Genomic DNA, 21,731 nt, shown 5'->3' with positions numbered 1-21,731 from the left:
TAATAAAGAGTGAGAGGCATCATGTCTGCATCAGGGGAAATCTCTACTCCACAGGAATATATCGGCCACCATTTGAACAACCTTCAGATGGATCTGCATACTATGGAGCTCGTTAAACACGGTGATAAGCCTGGTTTTTGGGCGATTAACATCGACTCGATGTTTTTTTCCATTGTTCTTGGTTTACTGTTTCTGTTCATTTTCCGCCGCGTTGCGGTCAAGGCTAGCAGCGGTGTTCCGGGTAAATTTCAGTGTGCGGTTGAGCTGATTATTGATTTTGTTAATGGTACGGTTAAAGACATGTATCAGGGCAAAAGTAAGCTGATTGCTCCACTGGCACTTACCGTATTCGTCTGGGTTTTCCTGATGAATACCATGGATTTACTGCCAATCGATTTACTTCCTTATCTTGGAGAACACGTTCTTGGTTTACCTGCTTTACGTGTGGTACCAACTGCGGACGTGAGCATTACTCTCTCAATGGCGCTGGGCGTATTCATTCTGATTCTGTTCTACAGCATTAAGATGAAAGGCGTATCGGGTTTTGTTAAAGAACTCACCATGCAGCCGTTCAATCACTGGGCGTTTATTCCAGTTAACCTAATTTTGGAAGGCGTTAGCTTGCTGTCCAAACCTGTTTCCCTCGGTCTGCGACTGTTCGGAAACATGTATGCGGGTGAGTTAATTTTCATCCTAATTGCTGGTCTGCTTCCTTGGTGGTCACAGTGGTTACTTAATGTCCCATGGGCAATATTCCACATACTGATCATTACGTTACAGGCCTTTATCTTTATGGTTCTGACGATTGTCTATCTGTCGATGGCTTCTGAAGAACATTAATATTAACAACCCTGCTAAGTTTTAACTGAAATAAACTGGAGACTGTCATGGAAAACCTAAACATGGATCTGCTGTACATGGCTGCTGCTGTAATGATGGGCCTTGCAGCGATCGGTGCTGCTATCGGTATCGGCATTTTGGGTGGTAAATTCTTGGAAGGTGCTGCTCGCCAACCTGATCTTATCCCATTATTACGTACACAGTTCTTCATCGTTATGGGTCTGGTTGACGCCATTCCGATGATCGCTGTTGGTCTGGGTCTGTATGTCATGTTCGCCGTTGCCGGTTAACATTACACATTGAAACCACACCAAACTGTTAAATTAACAAGAGGCATTGTGCTGTGAATATTAATGCAACAATCCTCGGCCAGGCGATAGCGTTTGTCCTGTTTGTCTGGTTCTGCATGAGGTTCGTATGGCCGCCGATTATCTCTGCCATCGAAAAACGTCAAAAAGAGATTGCTGACGGTTTAGCTTCTGCAGAACGAGCTAAAAAAGATTTGGATTTAGCGCAAGCCAATGTGACCGACCAGTTAGCTCAAGCTAAAGCTGATGCTCAGGTAATTATTGAGCAGGCAAATAAGCGTAAGGCTCAAATAGTCGACGAAGCTAAAGTTGAAGCTGAACAAGAACGTTCTCGAATTCTTGCTCAGGCTCAGGCTGAAATAGACGCAGAACGCAAACGAGCGCGTGAAGAATTGCGTAAGCAAGTGGCTATGCTGGCGATTGCTGGTGCTGAGAAAATTATCGAACGTTCCGTGGATGAAGCTGCTAATAGCGACATCGTTGATAAACTGGTCGCTGAACTGTAAGGAGGGAGGGGCAGATGTCTGAATTTATTACTGTAGCTCGCCCCTACGCCAAAGCAGCTTTTGACTTTGCCGTTGAGCAGAAAGACCTGGATAACTGGCAACAAATGCTGACGTTTGCTGCTGAAGTTAGCCGTAATGAGCAAGTTGCTGATTTGCTGTCCGGAGCGATGGCACCGGAACATTTAGCCAGCACGTTTCTTGCTATTTGTGGTGAACAGCTCAACGAAAGTGGTCAAAACCTGATAAAGGTCATGGCCGAAAATGGACGTTTAATCGTGCTTCCTGACGTGTTAGAACAGTTTATTCAATTGCGTTCAGAGCAGGAGTCAACCATTGAAGTGGATGTTACTGCCGCTGCTCCATTGAATGATGCCCAGTTGGCAAAAATTGCCACCGCGATGGAAAAACGTTTGTCACGCAAAGTTAAGCTAAATTGCAAAATTGATAAGTCTGTTATAGCCGGTTTTGTCATCCGTGCGGGTGACATGGTGATAGACGACAGTGTACGTGGTCGTCTTGAACGTTTAACAGACGTCTTGCAGTCTTAAGGGGACTGGAGCATGCAACTGAATTCCACAGAAATCAGCGAACTGATCAAGCAACGCATTGCTCAGTTCAATGTTGTGAGTGAAGCTCACAACGAAGGTACTATTGTTTCCGTCAGTGACGGAATTATCCGTATTCACGGTTTAGCCGATGTTATGCAGGGTGAGATGATCGCACTGCCGGGTAGCCGCTATGCGATTGCACTTAACCTTGAGCGTGACTCCGTTGGTGCGGTAGTTATGGGGCCATACACTGACCTTGCCGAAGGCATGAAAGTTAAGTGTACAGGTCGTATTCTTGAGGTTCCGGTCGGTCGTGGCCTGCTTGGTCGTGTTGTTAACACGCTGGGTGCGCCAATTGACGGTAAAGGCCCGGTTGAGAATGATGGTTTCTCTGCTGTTGAAGCTATCGCTCCAGGCGTTATCGAACGTCAATCGGTAGACCAGCCAGTACAGACTGGTTATAAGTCTGTTGATTCCATGATTCCAATCGGCCGTGGTCAGCGTGAGCTGATTATCGGTGACCGTCAGACTGGTAAAACGGCTCTGGCGATCGATGCCATCATCAACCAGCGTGATTCTGGTATTAAATGTATTTATGTGGCTATCGGCCAGAAAGCTTCAACTATCGCCAACGTTGTGCGTAAGTTAGAAGAGCATAATGCATTAGCCAACACTATCGTTGTGGTTGCTTCTGCATCCGAATCTGCCGCACTGCAATATTTGGCACCTTATGCTGGATGTGCAATGGGTGAATATTTCCGCGATCGCGGTGAAGATGCACTGATTATTTATGATGACCTGTCTAAGCAGGCTGTTGCATATCGTCAGATCTCTCTGTTGCTACGTCGTCCACCGGGTCGTGAAGCGTTCCCTGGTGACGTATTCTATCTCCACTCCCGTTTACTTGAGCGTGCTGCTCGCGTTAACGAAGAGTACGTTGAAGCCTTTACTAAAGGTGAAGTGAAAGGTAAAACCGGTTCATTAACCGCATTACCGATCATCGAAACTCAGGCGGGTGACGTTTCTGCGTTCGTTCCGACCAACGTAATCTCCATTACCGATGGCCAGATCTTCTTGGAATCTAACTTGTTTAACGCGGGTATTCGCCCGGCGGTTAACCCAGGTATTTCCGTATCGCGGGTTGGTGGTGCAGCACAGACTAAAATCATGAAGAAACTGTCCGGTGGTATCCGTACCGCATTGGCACAGTATCGTGAGCTGGCAGCATTCTCCCAGTTTGCTTCTGATTTGGATGATGCAACACGTAAACAGCTGAGCCACGGTCAGAAAGTTACCGAATTACTGAAACAGAAACAGTATGATCCTATGTCAGTTGCTAACCAGTCTCTGGTGCTTTTCGCAGCTGAACGCGGTTATCTGGAAGATGTTGCGTTAGATAAGGTTGGTAGCTTTGAAACGGCTTTATTAGCCTATGCCGAGCGTGACCACGCTGAGCTTTTACAGAAAATCAACCAAACCGGTGGCTACAATGATGAGATCGAGGCAGGCTTCAAAGCCATTCTCGATAATTTCAAGGCAACCCAGTCTTGGTAATACCAAACGGCCTTTAGGGGCCGTAAGGTAGTGAGGAGAAGCTTAAATGGCCGGCGCAAAAGAAATACGTAGTAAGATCGGCAGCGTACAAAATACGCAAAAGATCACCAAAGCGATGGAGATGGTTGCCGCGTCTAAAATGCGTAAATCGCAAGAACGCATGGCGGCAAGCCGTCCTTATGCTGAGATGATGCGCAAAGTGATTGGTCACCTTGCGTTAGGTAATCTTGAGTATAAGCACCCTTATCTGGATGAACGTGACGTTAAGCGTGTTGGTTATCTGGTTGTGTCTACCGACCGTGGCCTGTGTGGTGGATTGAACATTAACCTGTTCAAGAAGTTACTGGCTGAAATGAAAGAGTGGAACGATAAAGGCGTTAGCGTTGATTTAGCGTTGATCGGCTCTAAAGGTACCTCTTTCTTTTCATCGGTTGGCGGCAATATTGTGGCTCAGGTTACCGGTATGGGCGATAGCCCCTCGGTATCTGAACTGATAGGTCCGGTAAAAGTTATGCTGCAGGCCTTTGATGAAGGTCGTTTAGACAGACTGTATGTTGCTAATAACAAGTTTGTTAACACCATGTCGCAATCGCCAGAAATCAGACAGCTGTTACCGCTGCCGCAGTCAGATGACGAAGAGATTAAAAACAAGTCCTGGGATTATCTATACGAGCCCGATCCGAAGTCGCTGCTGGATACCTTGCTGCGTCGTTATGTCGAATCGCAGGTTTATCAAAGTGTAGTTGAGAACCTGGCAAGCGAGCAGGCCGCCCGAATGGTAGCGATGAAAGCCGCAACCGATAACGGTGGTGAGCTGATTAAAGAGCTTCAGTTAGTTTATAACAAAGCGCGTCAGACCAGCATCACTCAGGAACTTACCGAGATTGTCTCGGGAGCTTCGGCGGTCTAGGGCTTGGTTTAGGAATTACGTAGAGGATTCAAGATGGCTACTGGAAAGATTATCCAGGTTATCGGCGCCGTAGTGGACGTCGAATTCCCTCAAGACGCCGTACCTAAAGTGTACGACGCGCTTGAAGTTCAGATCGATGCCAAACTGGTGCTGGAAGTTCAACAACAGCTCGGTGGTGGTGTAGTTCGTTGTATCGCAATGGGTACATCCGATGGCCTAAGCCGCGGTCTGAAAGTATTAGATTTAGAGCACCCTATCGAAGTACCTGTTGGTACCGCGACGCTGGGACGTATCATGAACGTACTTGGTCAGCCAATCGATATGAAAGGCGATATCGGTGAAGAAGAGCGTTGGGCTATTCACCGTGAAGCACCAAGCTATGAAGATCTGTCTGGTGCAACTGAACTGCTGGAAACGGGTATCAAGGTTATCGACCTGATTTGTCCGTTTGCTAAAGGTGGTAAAGTTGGTCTGTTCGGTGGTGCGGGTGTAGGTAAAACCGTAAACATGATGGAGCTGATTCGTAACATTGCGACTGAGCACTCAGGTTACTCTGTATTTGCGGGTGTAGGTGAACGTACTCGTGAAGGTAACGACTTCTATCATGAAATGACCGAATCAAACGTACTGGATAAGGTATCTCTGGTTTATGGCCAAATGAACGAGCCACCAGGAAACCGTCTGCGCGTTGCATTAACCGGCTTGACCATGGCGGAAAAATTCCGTGATGAAGGCCGTGACGTTCTGTTATTTATCGATAATATCTATCGCTATACCCTAGCCGGTACGGAAGTATCCGCACTGTTAGGACGTATGCCATCCGCGGTAGGCTATCAGCCAACGCTGGCAGAAGAGATGGGTGTACTGCAAGAACGTATTACATCAACGAAAACCGGTTCAATCACCTCGGTACAGGCCGTATATGTACCTGCGGATGACTTGACTGACCCATCACCGGCAACCACCTTCGCCCACTTGGACGCAACGGTCGTATTAAGTCGTCAAATCGCTTCTCTGGGTATTTACCCGGCGGTTGACCCGCTTGATTCAACCAGCCGTCAGTTGGATCCTTTAGTGGTTGGTCAGGAGCACTATGATTGTGCTCGTGGCGTTCAGTCAATTCTGCAACGTTACCAGGAACTGAAAGACATCATTGCGATTCTGGGTATGGACGAGCTGTCAGAAAGTGACAAGTTGGTGGTATCTCGTGCTCGTAAGATTCAGCGCTTCCTGTCTCAGCCATTCTTCGTTGCAGAAGTATTTACCGGTTCTTCTGGTAAGTACGTATCGCTGAAAGACACTATCCGTGGCTTCAACGGTATTATGAACGGTGAATACGATCATCTGCCTGAGCAGGCGTTCTACATGGTTGGCTCCATTGACGAAGCTGTGGAAAAAGCCAAGAAACTGTAAGCTGCAATAGGAGGGCTACATGGCCGTATCAACTTTCCATCTGGACGTAGTGAGCGCGGAAAATAATCTGTTTTCCGGCGAAGTACAAAGAATCCAGGTGACGGGTAGCGAAGGTGAACTGGGGATTTATCCTCAGCATACGCCGCTGCTCACTGCCATCAAGCCGGGCCTGATTCGTATCGTTAAGCTAAACGGTGATGAAGAGTTTATCTATCTTTCCGGTGGTATTCTCGAGGTTCAACCAACCATCGTTACCGTTTTATCTGATACGGCTATCCGCGGACAGGATCTTGATGAAGCTCGGGCAATGGAATCCAAGCGTAAAGCGGAAGAACATATCCGTAATTCGCATGGTGACATCGATTATGCACAGGCATCTGCAGAGCTGAGTAAAGCGATTGCAAAACTGCGCGTTATCGAATTGACCAAGAAATTGATGTAATCAGCCCCCAGTATTTTGATTGCTAGGTGCGTTACAAAAAGCCAATCTGATAAACAGATTGGCTTTTTTACTATGGATAGAAAGCGCTAGAGATAATTGGGACGTTATTGAATGAGAAATGTGCTTTTCATTATTATTCTGGTGCTGATTGTGATTGTCAGCCTACTTATTTATCAGAATCTTACCGGGGGCCCTCCTAAAGAACCGGGCTCGGACGGTGGACCCATTCAACCTCGCCCATCAGAACCTGAAAAGCAGATTAAGTTTGGCGATCGTTTGTATATCCGCATTCTTAAAGCGGAAGATAAGTTTGAGCTGTGGTTCAGTTCAGACAATAAACCTTATCAGTTGTATAAGAGCTATATCATATGTACTTATTCTGGAGGGCTAGGGCCTAAAAGAATACAGGGGGATCATAAAAGCCCGGAAGGTTTCTACTCAACCACCAAAGGGCTACTCAACCCTAATAGCAATTATCATCTCTCTTTTAATATTGGTTACCCTAACGCTTTCGATCGTGCCAATGGTTATACCGGTGATTTTCTTATGGTACACGGCGGTTGTGCCTCAGCCGGTTGCTACGCCATGACTGACCCTATAATTACCGAGATATATGGACTGGTTGAACAGGCTTTTGCCGGTGGGCAGAAAGTGGTTCCTATTCATATTTTCCCGTTTGCCATGACGCAAAATAAAATGACTCAGTATCAGGATTCGGAATATATTGATTTTTGGAAAACGCTAAAGCCAGCGTACGATTTTTTTGAAACTAACCACAGGGTGCCGGTGATTGAGGTGAGTGGGAAGCAGTATTTGGTGAAGGCGGGTTGATAAGCATAAAGGGACATAGTAGATGAACATTAAGTTTTTAGGCCATGATGAGACGCATAATCCTTCAGGAGGCCTCTGTAATGAGTATCGAATTGATGAGATTGATAGTCTGGATAGTTTGATAGATTTTTATCATCAAAAAAGTCAGGAATATGGTAATCAACGAATTTTATTAACGCTGGATGATGTATCTCAGGCTTGCTATACCTCTGGTCACGCTAGAGTGGATTGCGATTTAGCCAATAGTGACGATTTGGATTTATCCGGACTGCCACCTGAATGTTTTGATGAGGGTGAGTATCTTGGATATTTAAATAACCCATCTGAGATGTTTATTTGTCAGCATAATTTCCAGCGATTAATAAAAGACGTTACCTTTGAACAGGTTTGTGAAAAAGGATTAACGTTAACGGATGATTATTTACAAGAATGGATAGACTATCAAAAAGACCCGCTTTCTATTTTTGATTGTCCGGTATCTGCATTAGTTGTACCGGTTAATCATAGCTATGAAACTTTATATGCGTTTCCTAATGGCTATTTTAGTTGCGATTTATCACCGGCAGAAAACTTTATATTGGCAAAACGCTTTCAACAACAATATGGCTTAGAGCTTATTGGTATTGGTGCTTCCTATTTAGGGTTTATCAGGAAAGCGCCATTAACAGAGATACAGTTAAACCATCTCTGTGAAGATTTATTGTTGCTATACCATGTAGCTGATAGTGAGAAAGAAAAAATAAAAGCGTTGTTTAGCCAGATAATTTCAGATGGTAAGTTACTTTGGGTTAAATATACGGATTGATATGAAAACACCAGACAGTGAATATTTATACCTAAAAAATATCCAATCGGAGGGAGAGCTTTCCGTTGGGGTCGACTTGGCGTAAGCCAACGACAAGCAGGCGAAAGCCTGTTTGAACAGCGATCGCGCTGGCCCGAAGGGCAAAACACCGAAGGTGTTTTGTAACGGCCCCTAGGAAAGGTAGGCCCGACGCACTCTGAACTAAAGTACAAATGGTCTTCCGGCCGAGCACCAAGGTAATATCAGTACAAGAGCGATTACGGCCGGAATATCCACTAAAGCTAATTTATCAACCTATAGATATTATTTCTTCTTCGCATACTTCAACGAATCCAACGCCACCGCAAAGATAATAATGCTGCCCTTAATAATATACTGCCAGTAAGGGTTCACCCCGATATACGTCAGGCCATAGTTGATAACGGTAAAAATCAGAACCCCGGTTACGACCCCGGCAACGGTACCTACACCGCCGCTAAACGATACACCGCCAACCACACAGGCCGCGATAGCATCCAGCTCATACATAAAGCCTAGGTTATTGGTGGCACTGCCAATGCGTCCTGCTTCCAACATACCGCCAAAAGCGTAGAACACGCCGGACAGGGCATATATCATAATCAGGTTTAGGGTTACGTTAACACCGGAGACTTTTGCTGCTTCCGGGTTACCGCCGATGGCAAATATGTTTTTACCAAAGCGAGTTTTATTCCACAAAATCCAGACGAACCCGATAGCGATAGCGGCGTAGAAGGTAATATACGACAGCTTAAAATCACCAAACCGGATAAACCCCTGAGCAAAGGTGGAAAATCGTGGGTCAAAACCGGCGATGGGCGAGGCGCCAACAAAGTCATAATAGAGAGAGTTAATACCATAAACGATAATCATGGTGCCCAAGGTGGTAATAAACGGCGTCACGTTGAGATAGGCAATAATTAACCCATTGATTAGCCCAATGATTGCACCAATAGCACAAACAATCAGGATCACCACCGGAATAGGAATTTCACCTAAACTCGGGAATACTTTATTTACGTTACTCATGGATTGCAGCAAAGTGGCGGCAATTACGGCGGCTAAACCCACCTGACGCCCCGCTGACAGGTCAGTACCCTGAGTTACAATCAGTCCGGCAACGCCAAGAGCGATAATAATTCGCACCGAAGATTGAGTCAGAATATTACTCAAGTTAAGCAAACTGAGGAATGAGGTATCCTGAATAATAATAATGCCAAGCAGCACGAAGAGAACGATATAAATACCATTCTCTTTCATGAAATTAACAACAGAGCCTTTATTTTTAGTACTCATAATATGCCGATCCTATAACTTATAAATATTTGGAAGCCAGTTGTAAAATTTCACTTTGAGATGTCTCTTTAGTATTAACAATACCCGCCAAGCGGCCATTGCTCATAACCAGAATACGATCGGTAATACCTAATAATTCAGGCATCTCAGAAGAAATAATAATGATTCCTTTCTCTTTTTTAGCCAGCTCAATAATTAATTGATAAATTTCAAATTTGGCACCTACGTCAATTCCACGGGTAGGTTCATCCAATAATAAAATTTCAGGATGGGTCAGCAGCCAGCGGCCAATAATCACTTTTTGCTGATTACCGCCCGAGAGAGAACCAATTGCTGTTTTATGGCCCGGGGTTTTTACCCGCATTGAATCGATAACCCACTGAGTATCGCTTTTCATTCGGTTGTTGTTTAATAAACCTACTGAGTTTTTGTAGGTTTTCATATTGGAAATTAAAGAGTTAAATCCAATATCCAGATGGGCGTAAATTCCTGTCGATCGGCGTTCTTCAGTCACTAAAGCAAAACCATGGCTAATAGCTTCATTAGCGTTGTTATTCTTTATCTCTTTTCCATTCAGAATAATTTTACCGGCAATTCTTTCGCGAATACCGAACAGTATTTCTACAATATCAGTACGCTTAGCCCCAACTAAACCGGCAATGCCTAATATTTCTCCTTTATGCAGAGAAAAAGAGACATCTTGAACCGAAGGCTGTTTTTTGGAAGTTAGGTTTTTAACTTCAAGGATCACATCACCAATATTATTGGTTTTTTCAGGAAAGCGTTGAGTTAATGAACGACCCACCATCATAGAGATAATGTCATTCATGGCTAGCCCTTCAAGAGGGCGAGTGGTTACCCATTGTCCATCACGCAGTACGGTTATTTCGTCGCAAAGCTGGAATATCTCTTCCATTTTGTGGGAGATATAAACAATACCGCAGCCGCGATCTTTCAATTTACGAATAATACTAAATAGATGACTAACCTCTTTCTCGGTTAAAGAAGACGTAGGTTCATCCATAATGACTATTTTAGCGTTGTAGGAAAATGCTCTGGCAATTTCTATCATCTGCATTTGGGAAACAGATAAGGTGGCGACTTTTACCAGCGGGTCAATATTAATATCCAGCTCATCGAATATACCTTTAGTGTCTTGATACATTTTTTTATGGTCGACAAACAGGCCTTTTACCGGATATCGACCAAGCCACATGTTGTCCATAACGGTACGTTGAAGCACTAAATTAAGCTCCTGATGTACCATTGAAACCCCTTGTTCCAATGCTTCTTTAGAATGACTAAAGTTAACTTCTTTCCCCTGAAAGATAATTTTTCCGCTGTCTTTTTTATAAATACCAAACAGACATTTTAATAACGTTGATTTTCCGGCCCCGTTTTCGCCCACTAATGCATGGACGGAATGAGAGCGAACTTTAAGATTAACGTTATCTAACGCTTTTACACCGGGAAATGACTTACTGATATTGATCATTTCCAGTAATAAATCATCGGTTGGCGGGGCTAGTTCTTCGCTCATACAACAGGTCCTGATTAAAAAGGGGCGACAGCAAGCCGCCCCTTCTATTTTTATCAATAAAAAGGATTATTTAAATTTATCCAGATTGTCTTTATCTACTGCTACGTAAGGAACGCGGACAACTTTGTCTTTAATTTCCCACTTGGTGCCTTGTGCAGCAGGTTTCCCTTCAGCCAGGTTTTTAGATAATTCAAAGGTGGCTTTTGCCTGATTGCTGGCATCATTTAGCACGGTTCCAGCCATAGTACCTTGACGTACCAGAGCCAACGCTTCTGGCAGGGCATCAACGCCAAATACCGGAATTTTTCCTTTGTTATGCGCTTTCAATGCTTCAATTGCACCCATAGCCATCGCATCATTGTTAGCGATAACTACTTCAATCTTGTCGGCATTAGGACCGGATAACCAGGCATCCATTTTATCTTTAGCCTGTGCGGTATCCCACATTGCAGTATCTAGTTGCAGTTGCTGGGTTTTAATCTTGTCATCATCATTCAGTGTTTTAACCACGTAAGTGGTACGCGCTTCAGCATCCGGATGTCCCGGTTCACCTTTAAGCAGTACAAATTGAATGACGCCATCTTTATTCAGATCCCACTCAGGATGTGCTTTCCAGTGTTTGGCAATGAGTTGGCCCTGAATCACGCCAGATTCTTTAGAGTCAGTACCAACAAAGTAAGCTTTGTCATAGCTGTCCAGAGCGGCTTTTGACGGCTCTTTATTGAAGAACACCACGGGAATAGAGTCGCCACGCGCTTTATCAATCACAACCTGAGCCGCCGCCGGGTCAACCAGGTTAATTGCTAGGGCTTTAACCCCTTTTGCGATCAGAACATCAATCTGGTCGTTCTGTTTGGATTGGTCATTTTGTGAGTCATTCATTAACAGGGCGACATCTTTATTGCCGGCAGACTCTTTCTCAATCGCTTTACGGACAACAGACATAAAGTTGTCATCGTATTTGTAAATCGTAACCCCAATTTTGGTGGCTGCCAACGTAGCTGCAGAGACGGCCATACAGGTACCAAACACAATCGTGGCTAATAGCGTTTTTTTCATGAAAATCTCCATGCATAACTATTTTAAGTTTGAATTGTTAACACGCGACAGCCGATTAGTAACAAGGTTACCAATAAGACTGATGTATTAATATTTTTTACAAAACAACACGATAACTACCGGTAGGGGTTATGGATGTTAGATTAATCGTAGTAGAGTCTTAAAGGAATGCCATGAAATGTTATTAAATTGTGATTAATTTCATATAAAAAAATAACATCAGTTTATGGTGTTGTTTTTAGGGGGCTGACAAACCAGATAAATTGGCTTTAATGAATATTCCGGCCGTAAATACGATGTTGCTCATATCACTGTTGTGCTTGGTCGGAAGGCCGTCGGTACTTCAGTTCGGAGCGCACCGGGCCTAGTCTGCCTAGGGGCGGTTATGAAACACCTTGCGGGCCAGTGCCAGCGCTGTTCAAACAGGCTTTACCTGTTTGTCGTTGGCTGACGCCAAGTCGACCCCAACGGCGACCTCTCCCTCCGATTGGCTGCCAGACATAAACCCATCAAACTTTGTCAGTTGTCTGAAAAATAACATCAATTTATGACGTTATTTTTGGTTCAATGATTAAGGTGGTATTTATATTAAAACTTTTATTTAAAGCATTATTTTTATTCGATTACTTAAGAAATCTAAAAAACAGGTGATTCGGGCAGATAGCTGAGTATTACGATAATAGACTGCGTTAATGGGTTGCATGACCTTGACCGTTTGTTGCGGAAGTATTTCGATTAAAGCACCCTGTAGTCTGTCTTTATGGGTCATAAAATCAGACAGGCAAACAATGCCTTCTCCGGCTAAAGCCAATTGTCTTAACGTTTCGCCGCTGGAAGCGGTCAGATTTGGGGTTATGTGCAGCAGATGCCCATTGTCATCGCTGAAGGGCCATTCATTTAACTTATCAATTTGAGTAAAGCCCAATAGCTGATGGGATGTTAAATCGTCTGTACAGGTGATTGTCGGATAGTTTTTTAGATATTCAGGACTTGCCAACGCACGTCTCTGGCTGGAGCCTAAATGACGGGCATGTAGGGTAGAGTCCCGTAATTCACCAATGCGGATAGCGATATCGGTCTTGTGTTCCAGCAAGTCGATAAAGTGGTCATTAGTATTTAATTCCAGTTCAATTTGTGGATAAAGGCGACGGAATTCGCCAATAATTGGCACTATGGTATGTATCATAAAAGGGGATGCCGCATTGACCCGCAGTAAGCCTGAAGGCTGCTGTCGGCGTATCGTCATCTGATCTTCTGCTTCATCGACGGATGCCAGAATTTTTCTGGCGTGTACTAAAAATGCCTGACCTTCTTCCGTTAATACTAATCGCCGGGTAGTGCGGTTTAACAGCGAGGTTTCCAGCTTTTGTTCCAACCTGCTCAGTGCCCGACTAATGCCTGAAACTGTTTGATTCAGTTTACTGGCTGCATGGGTAATTGAATGGCTATCGACCACGGTAACAAATGCCAGAAGTTCTTCCAGTGTGGTTTTCATGGTGATTATTGATTCCTGATCAATGATATTAGACATTTAAGCAGATTTTTGTGAAAAACAGGCATCAAATATTTGTGTTGTACCCATTCAGTAGCCAAAGACTACTCATGTCACCTTCTTGTTTTAATGATAATCGACTAAAACCGCCGTTTTTTTCACTTTTTAACCATCTTGGTACGCGTTAAAAAAAAAGTGGTTTATCGCGGTGAGTAACGGGTTATTATTCACCAATAACAGCCAAAAATCTGTCTCCGAATGCCGACAGTTTTTTGGCTATTTTCCGGTAAAGCTGTGTTTTTTATCAACCCTTGTGCCACAAGGCCTGTCGGCATTTTTCGATGAAAAAGAAGTAGCATTTTTGTTACTAAACAGGTTTACTTTCGCCAATCAATTTTTTAGCAGGTTGTTTATGTCAATGTCTCAACTTAGCGTAGCGATTCTTGCCGCCGGCAAGGGTACGCGTATGTATTCAGATCTTCCAAAGGTACTGCATCTTTTAGCCGGTAAGCCAATGGTGCAACACGTCATTGATACCGCGTCTAAACTGGGTGCCAAACAGGTTCATTTGGTTTACGGGCATGGTGGAGACCTACTGAAGAAAACGCTGTCCGATCAGCCAATTAACTGGGTTTTACAGGCAGAACAATTGGGTACGGGCCATGCAATGCAGCAGGCCGCGCCTTATTTTGCCGATGATGAAAATATCCTGATGTTGTACGGCGATGTACCACTCATTTCAGAGGATACCCTACGTCGTTTAGTGGCGGCTAAACCTGTCGGCGGCATTGGTCTGTTGACCGTTAAGCTGGATGACCCAACCGGATATGGACGTATTGTACGTAAAGATGGTCAAGTGGTTAGTATTGTTGAGCATAAAGATGCCAGCGAAGAGCAGCATAAAATCAATGAAATAAATACCGGTATTCTGGTCGCTAGCGGCAAAGATTTAAAACGCTGGTTAGCCAAATTGAATAATAACAATGCTCAGGGCGAATATTACATCACTGACATTATTGGACTGGCTTATGAAGAAGGTAACCGCGTTGAAGCGGTACACCCTTCCCGACTGAGCGAAGTTGAAGGGGTAAACAACCGCCTGCAACTGTCTCGTTTGGAGCGCGTCTATCAGGCAGAACAGGCAGATCGCTTACTGTTGGCTGGCGTGATGCTAAACGACCCTTCCCGCTTTGATTTACGCGGTGAACTGATTCATGGCCGTGATGTGGTGATTGATACCAATGTCATCATTGAAGGCCGTGTAGTGCTTGGGGATCGGGTTCGCATTGAAAGCGGTTGTGTACTGAAAAACTGCGTTATCGGTAATGATAGCGTGATAAGCCCTTATAGCGTTATTGATGATTCTGAGTTGGGTGTTGGTTGTACCGTTGGTCCATTCGCACGCTTACGCCCTGGCGCGCAGCTTGAAGATGAAGCGCACGTTGGTAACTTCGTTGAGATGAAGAAAGCGCGTTTGGGTAAAGGTTCTAAGGCGGGTCACCTGTCTTACCTCGGAGATGCGGATATTGGCGATCGGGTTAATATCGGTGCCGGTACCATTACCTGTAATTACGATGGTGCCAATAAGTTTAAAACCATTATTGGTGACGATGTGTTTGTTGGATCGGATACCCAACTGGTTGCGCCAGTTACGGTTGCTAAAGGTGCCACCATTGGTGCCGGTACCACGGTCACTCAGGATGTGGGTGAAAATGAGCTGGTGATTAGCCGAGTCAGACAGCGTCAGATTTCTGGTTGGAAAAGACCAGAGAAAAAGAAGTAATTTGGTAAGTTACAGAGCGGTGTTTAACGCTGCTCTGTAACCATTCACTGTTTTGCTATGGTTTTTTTGATGTTGTAGCAGAGAGACGATAGCAAAACATAATAATCCCCAACTCTACAGGCTCGGGGAGGCCGGAAAACCGGCAACAAAAAGGTCAAGGGCATCGCAGAATCCGGATATCCTCCGGTTCTTAAATCAGGAATATAAACGATGTGTGGAATTGTTGGTGCAGTAGCACAACGAGATATAGCGGAAATACTATTAGAAGGTTTACGTCGTCTGGAATACCGCGGGTATGACTCTGCGGGTCTGGCGGTTATTGATGAAGCCCATAACCTACAGCGTGTTCGCCGTTTGGGTAAAGTGAAAATGCTGAGTGACGCCGTGGATGAGTATCCACTGTCTGGCGGTACCGGCATTGCACATACCCGCTGGGCTACTCATGGTGAGCCTTCAGAAACTAACGCACACCCTCACGAATCTGGTTTTATTGCCGTAGTTCATAACGGCATTATTGAGAACTATGAGCCTCTGCGCGATGAGATGAGAGCTAAAGGTTATGTCTTTACTTCAGAGACAGATACCGAGGTTATTGCTCATCTGGTGCATGAAGAGCTGAAAAATCACAGTGAACTGAGCCTGCTGGAAGCGGTGCAGCGCGTACTGAAAGTCCTGCGTGGTGCTTACGGTACGGTGATTATCGATCGTCGTAATCCTGATGTTTTGGTTGCCGCTCGTTCAGGCAGCCCAATGGTGATTGGTTTAGGTTTGGGGGAAAACTTCATTGCCTCTGACCAGCTCGCGTTGCTACCAGTTACCCGTCGTTTTATCTATATGGAAGAGGGTGATGTTGCAGAAGTCACTCGTCGTTCTGTAACCATCTTTGATAAAGCAGGAACGCTGGTGGATCGTCCATCCATTGAATCAACCAGTCAATATGATGCCGGTGATAAAGGTATTTACCGTCATTACATGCAAAAAGAGATTTATGAACAACCTCTGGCAATTAAAAACACCCTTGAAGGGCGTATCAGCCACGGTTTGGTCAATCTGGAAGAGCTTGGCCCCTCAGCCACCGCGCTGTTAGAGAAGGTTGAGCATATTCAAATCGTCGCCTGTGGTACGTCTTACCACTCAGGGATGGTTGCCCGCTATTGGTTTGAAGCGATTGCCGGTGTGCCCTGTGATATCGAAATTGCTTCAGAGTTCCGCTATCGTAAACCGGCTGTGCGTAAAGGCAGCTTGTTACTGACGCTGTCCCAGTCTGGTGAAACCGCCGATTCTCTGGCCGCATTACGCTTGTCAAAAGAGCTGGGCTATTTGGGTTCTCTGGCTATTTGTAACGTTAATGGCTCATCATTGGTTCGTGAATCAGATATCGCACTGATGACCCGTGCCGGTGCCGAAATTGGCGTAGCATCAACCAAAGCCTTCACCACTCAATTAACCGTACTATTGATGTTGGTTGCCCGTTTAGGTCGCTTACATGGCATGTCAGAAAAAGTCGAGCGCGATATTGTTCATGCATTGCAGGCGCTGCCTAATCGTATCGATCAGCTTCTGTCTCTGGATAAAGCTATTGAAACGCTGGCAGAAGACTTCTCCGAGAAGCATCATGCCCTGTTCCTAGGTCGTGGCGATCAGTACCCAATTGCGATGGAAGGTGCTCTGAAGCTGAAAGAGATCTCCTATATCCATGCGGAAGCTTATGCTGCCGGTGAGTTAAAACACGGCCCGCTGGCACTGATTGATGCGGATATGCCGGTGATTGTGGTTGCACCTAACAACGAACTGCTGGAAAAACTGAAGTCGAATATTGAAGAAGTTCGCGCTCGCGGTGGTCAGCTGTATGTATTCGCGGCAGAAGATGCCGGATTCAGCAATGCAGAAGGTATGACCATTATTCCATTGCCTTATGTGGATGAACTGGTGGCACCTATTTTTTATACCATTCCTCTGCAATTGCTCTCTTATCACGTTGCGCTGATTAAAGGGACTGACGTTGATCAGCCGCGAAATCTGGCGAAGTCGGTGACCGTAGAGTAATTTGGGTTTATTAATAGTAAGCCCTGTGGACGGATAACAAATACCTAAACAGGGCAAGAGCGTTATAAACTGAATAAATCCGGTTATGCTGTTCAAAAGGTATACCGGATTTTTTTATGGTCAGCGCAGTTGCTCGTTCTCTGTTGTGTAAGAAGCTTTGTAATCATTTACCCCAAAAAGGCCCATAAGCAACCGAATCTCTGACGAGCAATTCCGAAGTGAAGAGATTGTTTTTTGACAGGTAGCCACCGTCAAGCATGGAAATCAGCCGGTTTATTACCTCGCTAACCATATTACTAACCGGATCTTTAACGCTGGATAGTGAAGGTGTTAAATAGGGAGCGGTAGGGATGTTATCGAAGCCGATAATGGACACATCAGTCGGGATGGCAATACCTACTTCAGTCAGTTTCTTAATAACACCAATCGCCATATCATCATTACTGGCAAGCACTGCGCTAAAGGTAACCTTGTTGTTTAACAGGGACTCGATTGCTGCCGCACCACTGGCAGGTGTCCATTTTCCCTTGATAATGAGCTTATCCTGCACCTCTATATGGTGTTGGTTTAAGGCCTCTTTATAGCCGGAAAGACGCTCAATAGCCGTTGGTGAATCCAGCGAACCCGTAATGAAGGCGATATCTCGGTGGCCCTGCTCTATCAGGTGTTTTGTTGCGTTAAAACTGGCACCTTTGTGATCGCAACAAATACACTGGCTTTGGTTTTTCCTTAGCCTTCGGTTAACCACCATTATGGGCTGTTTATACTGCTCGATGATGTCATCCATCACGTCGATGGTTAAGAAGCGCGGATAGATGATCACCGCATCGCATTGTAAATCTAGCAGGAATTGGATCGCCTCTTGCTCTTCTTCGGCGCTGTGTTTCCCGTCCACCAGAATAAGCTGGCGTCCGTGATCTTCCAGTTTTTGTGCGGCCTGAGAAATTAATTCGCTGAAATAATTACCGTTATAGAGCGTATTGGTTACTACCAGGCCAATACATTGAGATTTATTGGTCGCCAGATTTCTCGCCAGCAAATTAGGGCGATACCCTGCGTCTTCTATGGCTTTATATACCCGATCTTTTGTTGTTTTGCTGACGTACCCTTTACCGGAAAGAACGCGTGAAACAGTGGCTTTTGAGACGCCTGCTTTGTTGGCGACTTCCTGCATGGTAGACATAGGGATTCCCTGACTTCTTGAAAACTATTTACTTATATTCTACACATTCTGGCGAGGCAGAAGCAGGCCATTGGGCAGATTATCGAATGAATTTAATGTGGATGATTATCACAAAATAGATAAATAATAAATTTATAAATTGATATTTAATATTTTTATTAACATCATTATATGAAACCGGTTACCTATCTATGAGAGTTTTCCCGATGACTAAGAATTATGTGGCGGTAGCAAGAGCGATAGTGGATGCAGTTGGCGGAGTGAGTAACGTTGCGGCGGTGACTCATTGTATGACGCGCTTACGTTTTGTGCTCAACGATGACAGCGTTGTTGATGTTGCTGGATTGAAGTCGATTGGTGGTGTGTTGGGCGTAGTGAGAAGCGAAAATCAGTGTCAGGTAATTATTGGCAACACGGTTTCACAGGCCTATGCCGAAGTGCTGAAACTGTTGCCAGAAGGATCGGTGGCGCAGCAATCCGTGCCTGAAAAAAACAAAATCACCCTGAAACGTATCGGAGCAGGGATTTTGGATGCGTTGATTGGCACCATGTCACCGCTGATCCCGGCCATTATCGGCGGCTCGATGGTGAAATTGCTCGCTATGATTCTTGATATGACAGGCGTATTCGACAAAGGCTCTTCAACGCTGATTATTCTTAATGTTATTGGCGACGGGGCATTTTTCTTCCTGCCGGTGATGGTTGCCGCTTCTGCGGCGGTAAAATTCAAAACCAACATGTCATTAGCGATTGCAATAGCCGGGGTGCTGGTTCACCCAACATTTATCGATTTGATGGCAAAAGCAGCACAGGGCCAGCAGGTTGAATTTATCGGCTTATCGGTTACTGCGGTGAAATATACCTACACAGTGATTCCGGCACTGTGCATGACTTGGCTACTCTCCTATATTGAAAAATGGGTTGACCGTATCACGCCAGCGGTGACCAAAAACTTCCTTAAACCGATGCTGATTGTGCTCATCTCTGCGCCGATTGCCATCATGCTAATTGGGCCATTAGGCATCTGGATAGGAAGTGGTATTTCTGCGTTGGTTTACACCATTCATAGCTATCTGGGCTGGTTATCCGTCGCCATTATGGGAGGGCTGTGGCCGCTGTTGGTGATGACAGGGATGCACCGTGTGTTTACGCCAACCATCATTCAGACCATTGCAGAAACCGGTAAAGAAGGCATGGTGATGCCATCAGAGATTGGTGCCAATCTTTCATTGGGTGGTTCATCGTTGGCGGTTGCTTGGCGTACCAAAAACCCAGAACTGCGCCAAACGGCGCTGGCTGCTGCTGCATCCGCTATTGTTGCGGGCATTTCAGAACCTGCGCTTTATGGTGTCGCAATACGCTTGAAGCGCCCTCTTATTGCGGCGCTGATCAGTGGCTTTGTCTGCGGTGGCGTTGCTGGGGTTGCCGGCTTGGCAAGTCACTCGATGGCTTCTCCAGGTTTGTTTACCAGCGTTCAGTTTTTTGACCCGGCAAACCCGATGACTATTGTGTGGGTGTTCGGCGTGATGATTCTGGCGGTGGTGCTTTCCTTTGTCCTCACGTTGCTGTTGGGGTTTGAAGACATTCCTGTCTCTGAAGATGAGGAAAGAGAAGAAGCCAAATTGACCCCCGCGTTATCTGTATAACTTATTGTAAAGTAAATTAATTTATAAGAGGTATCCTTATGTCAGCGTCTGTTTTCCCCGCAGATTTTTTATGGGGTGGTGCACTAGCTGCCAATCAGGCCGAAGGCGCTTATCTTGACGGCGGTAAAGGGCTGACTACGGTTGATATGATCCCTCACGGCAAAGATCGGTTGGCGGTAAAACTGGGTCAGGAAAAACGGTTTACATTACGTGATGATGAATTTTACCCCAGCCATTTAGGCATCGATTTTTATTATCGCTATAAAGATGACATCGCCCTCATGGCGGAAATGGGGTTTAGCGTATTTCGTACTTCGATTGCCTGGAGTCGTATTTTCCCAAACGGGAATGAATCAGTACCTAATGCAGAGGGTATTGCCTTCTACCGCGATGTTTTCACTGAATGCAAAAAGCATGGTATCGAGCCGCTGGTGACACTATGCCACTTTGATGTACCAATGCATCTGGTACGTGAGTACGGCTCGTGGCGTAACAGGAAAATGGTTGAGTTTTTTACACACTACGCTCGTACCTGTTTTGAAGCGTTTGATGGATTGGTGAAATACTGGCTCACGTTTAATGAAATCAATATTTTGCTACATAGTCCATTCTCCGGTGCGGGGCTGGTGTTCGAAAAAGATGATAATCAGGAACAGGTAAAATATCAGGCTGCACATCACGAGCTGTTGGCGAGTGCTTTAGCCACTAGAATTGCCCATGAGGTCAACCCGCACAATCAGGTTGGTTGCATGCTGGCTGGTGGTAATTTCTACCCGTGGTCGTGCAAACCCGAAGATGTTTGGGCGGCGCTGGAAAAAGACCGAGAGAACTTATTTTTCATCGATGTTCAGGCTCGAGGTGCTTATCCTTCGTACACAAAACGCCTGTTTCGGGAAAAAGGCATTACCATCGAGATGGAGGAGGGGGATAGCGAGATCCTCAAGAACAGTGTCGATTTTGTCTCTTTTAGCTATTACGCTTCCCGCTGTGCATCGGCTGATATGAACGAGCACAACAGCAGTGCTGCCAATATCGTTAAATCTCTGAAGAATCCACATATTCAGGCCAGCGAATGGGGGTGGGGGATCGATCCCTTAGGTCTGCGGATTACCATGAACATGATGTATGACCGTTACCAGAAACCGCTGTTCCTAGTGGAAAATGGTCTGGGTGCGAAAGACGAAATGAATCAGCAGGGTGAAATCGACGACGAATACCGCATCAGCTATTTGCGTGAGCATATCAAAGCGATGGGGGATGCGATTGAAGATGGTATTCCGGTTATTGGTTATACCTCTTGGGGATGTATTGATCTGGTTTCTGCTTCCACCGGGGAAATGAGTAAACGCTATGGCTTTGTCTATGTCGATCGTGATGATCAGGGAAATGGTACCTTGGCCAGAAAGAGAAAAAAATCGTTTTACTGGTATAAGAAGGTCATCGCCAGTAACGGCTCAGATCTGAGTTAATAAAGAAAGGGGATATCTGTTTTATGCGATATCCCCTTTCTA

Annotated in this window: 19 protein-coding genes; 14 read left to right on the top strand and 5 right to left on the bottom strand. The window is 45.3% G+C overall.

Features of this window, described 5'->3' with window-relative positions; translation table 11 throughout:
- The first annotated feature begins 21 nt into the window (after positions 1-21).
- The 10 genes from atpB (at position 22) to HYN51_RS15900 (ending at position 8,157) form a co-directional block, all read left to right on the top strand.
- The gene (gene atpB, locus HYN51_RS15945) at positions 22-840 is read left to right on the top strand and encodes a F0F1 ATP synthase subunit A (protein WP_108900915.1); all 819 of its coding nucleotides are present in this window, start codon (positions 22-24) and stop codon (positions 838-840) included.
- A gap of 47 nt (positions 841-887) precedes the next feature.
- Positions 888-1,130 carry a F0F1 ATP synthase subunit C gene (atpE, locus tag HYN51_RS15940; protein WP_108900914.1) on the top strand — a complete coding sequence of 81 codons (243 nt, stop codon included), beginning with the start codon at positions 888-890 and terminating at the stop codon, positions 1,128-1,130.
- A 53-nt stretch (positions 1,131-1,183) separates the two neighbouring features.
- Positions 1,184-1,654 (top strand): F0F1 ATP synthase subunit B, encoded by a 471-nt coding sequence (gene atpF / locus HYN51_RS15935; RefSeq protein ID WP_108900913.1) that lies wholly within the window; start codon positions 1,184-1,186, stop codon positions 1,652-1,654.
- Between the two features lie 14 nt (positions 1,655-1,668).
- Positions 1,669-2,202, top strand: coding sequence for a F0F1 ATP synthase subunit delta (gene atpH, locus HYN51_RS15930; RefSeq protein WP_108900912.1), 534 nt, complete (start codon positions 1,669-1,671; stop codon positions 2,200-2,202).
- 12 nt (positions 2,203-2,214) lie between these two features.
- Positions 2,215-3,756, top strand: coding sequence for a F0F1 ATP synthase subunit alpha (atpA, locus tag HYN51_RS15925; protein WP_108900911.1), 1,542 nt, complete (start codon positions 2,215-2,217; stop codon positions 3,754-3,756).
- A 46-nt stretch (positions 3,757-3,802) separates the two neighbouring features.
- The gene (gene atpG / locus HYN51_RS15920; RefSeq protein ID WP_108900910.1) at positions 3,803-4,666 is read left to right on the top strand and encodes a F0F1 ATP synthase subunit gamma; all 864 of its coding nucleotides are present in this window, start codon (positions 3,803-3,805) and stop codon (positions 4,664-4,666) included.
- 33 nt (positions 4,667-4,699) lie between these two features.
- The gene (atpD, locus tag HYN51_RS15915; protein ID WP_108900909.1) at positions 4,700-6,079 is read left to right on the top strand and encodes a F0F1 ATP synthase subunit beta; all 1,380 of its coding nucleotides are present in this window, start codon (positions 4,700-4,702) and stop codon (positions 6,077-6,079) included.
- A gap of 19 nt (positions 6,080-6,098) precedes the next feature.
- Positions 6,099-6,521 (top strand): F0F1 ATP synthase subunit epsilon, encoded by a 423-nt coding sequence (locus HYN51_RS15910; protein ID WP_108900908.1) that lies wholly within the window; start codon positions 6,099-6,101, stop codon positions 6,519-6,521.
- Between the two features lie 111 nt (positions 6,522-6,632).
- Positions 6,633-7,352, top strand: coding sequence for a L,D-transpeptidase family protein (locus HYN51_RS15905; RefSeq protein ID WP_108900907.1), 720 nt, complete (start codon positions 6,633-6,635; stop codon positions 7,350-7,352).
- Positions 7,353-7,374: 22 nt separating this feature from the next.
- Positions 7,375-8,157 carry a hypothetical protein gene (locus HYN51_RS15900; protein ID WP_108900906.1) on the top strand — a complete coding sequence of 261 codons (783 nt, stop codon included), beginning with the start codon at positions 7,375-7,377 and terminating at the stop codon, positions 8,155-8,157.
- Positions 8,158-8,460: 303 nt separating this feature from the next.
- Here the strand turns inward: HYN51_RS15900 and mglC are convergent, their stop codons facing one another.
- The 4 genes from mglC to HYN51_RS15880 all read right to left on the bottom strand — a co-directional run bounded on the left by mglC (position 8,461) and on the right by HYN51_RS15880 (position 13,565).
- Complete coding sequence (mglC, locus tag HYN51_RS15895) at positions 8,461-9,471, bottom strand: galactose/methyl galactoside ABC transporter permease MglC (protein ID WP_108900905.1); 1,011 nt, start codon at positions 9,469-9,471, stop codon at positions 8,461-8,463.
- Positions 9,472-9,490: 19 nt separating this feature from the next.
- Positions 9,491-11,011, bottom strand: coding sequence for a galactose/methyl galactoside ABC transporter ATP-binding protein MglA (gene mglA / locus HYN51_RS15890; RefSeq protein WP_108900904.1), 1,521 nt, complete (start codon positions 11,009-11,011; stop codon positions 9,491-9,493).
- Between the two features lie 66 nt (positions 11,012-11,077).
- The gene (mglB, locus tag HYN51_RS15885) at positions 11,078-12,028 is read right to left on the bottom strand and encodes a galactose/glucose ABC transporter substrate-binding protein MglB (RefSeq protein WP_230514073.1); all 951 of its coding nucleotides are present in this window, start codon (positions 12,026-12,028) and stop codon (positions 11,078-11,080) included.
- A 643-nt stretch (positions 12,029-12,671) separates the two neighbouring features.
- Positions 12,672-13,565, bottom strand: a complete 894-nt coding sequence (locus tag HYN51_RS15880; RefSeq protein WP_108900902.1) for a LysR family transcriptional regulator — start codon at positions 13,563-13,565, stop codon at positions 12,672-12,674.
- Between the two features lie 409 nt (positions 13,566-13,974).
- On the opposite strand from HYN51_RS15880, the gene glmU reads away from it, so the two are divergent.
- Positions 13,975-15,345, top strand: a complete 1,371-nt coding sequence (glmU, locus tag HYN51_RS15875; protein WP_108902100.1) for a bifunctional UDP-N-acetylglucosamine diphosphorylase/glucosamine-1-phosphate N-acetyltransferase GlmU — start codon at positions 13,975-13,977, stop codon at positions 15,343-15,345.
- Between the two features lie 210 nt (positions 15,346-15,555).
- Entirely contained in the window at positions 15,556-17,391 is a 1,836-nt protein-coding gene (gene glmS, locus HYN51_RS15870; protein ID WP_108900901.1) for a glutamine--fructose-6-phosphate transaminase (isomerizing), read from the top strand.
- A gap of 163 nt (positions 17,392-17,554) precedes the next feature.
- On the opposite strand, the gene HYN51_RS15865 is transcribed toward glmS, so the two are convergent.
- Entirely contained in the window at positions 17,555-18,574 is a 1,020-nt protein-coding gene (locus HYN51_RS15865; RefSeq protein WP_108900900.1) for a LacI family DNA-binding transcriptional regulator, read from the bottom strand.
- A 206-nt stretch (positions 18,575-18,780) separates the two neighbouring features.
- Here HYN51_RS15865 and ascF point away from each other — a divergent pair, with 206 nt between their 5' ends.
- Both ascF and HYN51_RS15855 read left to right on the top strand, forming a co-directional pair.
- A complete protein-coding gene (gene ascF, locus HYN51_RS15860; protein WP_108900899.1) occupies positions 18,781-20,220 on the top strand; it encodes a PTS cellobiose/arbutin/salicin transporter subunit IIBC in 1,440 nt (479 codons plus the stop codon).
- A gap of 38 nt (positions 20,221-20,258) precedes the next feature.
- On the top strand, positions 20,259-21,689 hold the full coding sequence (locus tag HYN51_RS15855; RefSeq protein WP_108900898.1) for a 6-phospho-beta-glucosidase: 1,431 nt from the start codon (positions 20,259-20,261) through the stop codon (positions 21,687-21,689).
- Positions 21,690-21,731 lie beyond the last annotated feature (42 nt).

The organism is Limnobaculum parvum (genome assembly GCF_003096015.2).
GTDB classification, from domain to species: domain Bacteria; phylum Pseudomonadota; class Gammaproteobacteria; order Enterobacterales; family Enterobacteriaceae; genus Limnobaculum; species Limnobaculum parvum.
This window is presented reverse-complemented; position numbering and strand designations above follow the sequence as displayed.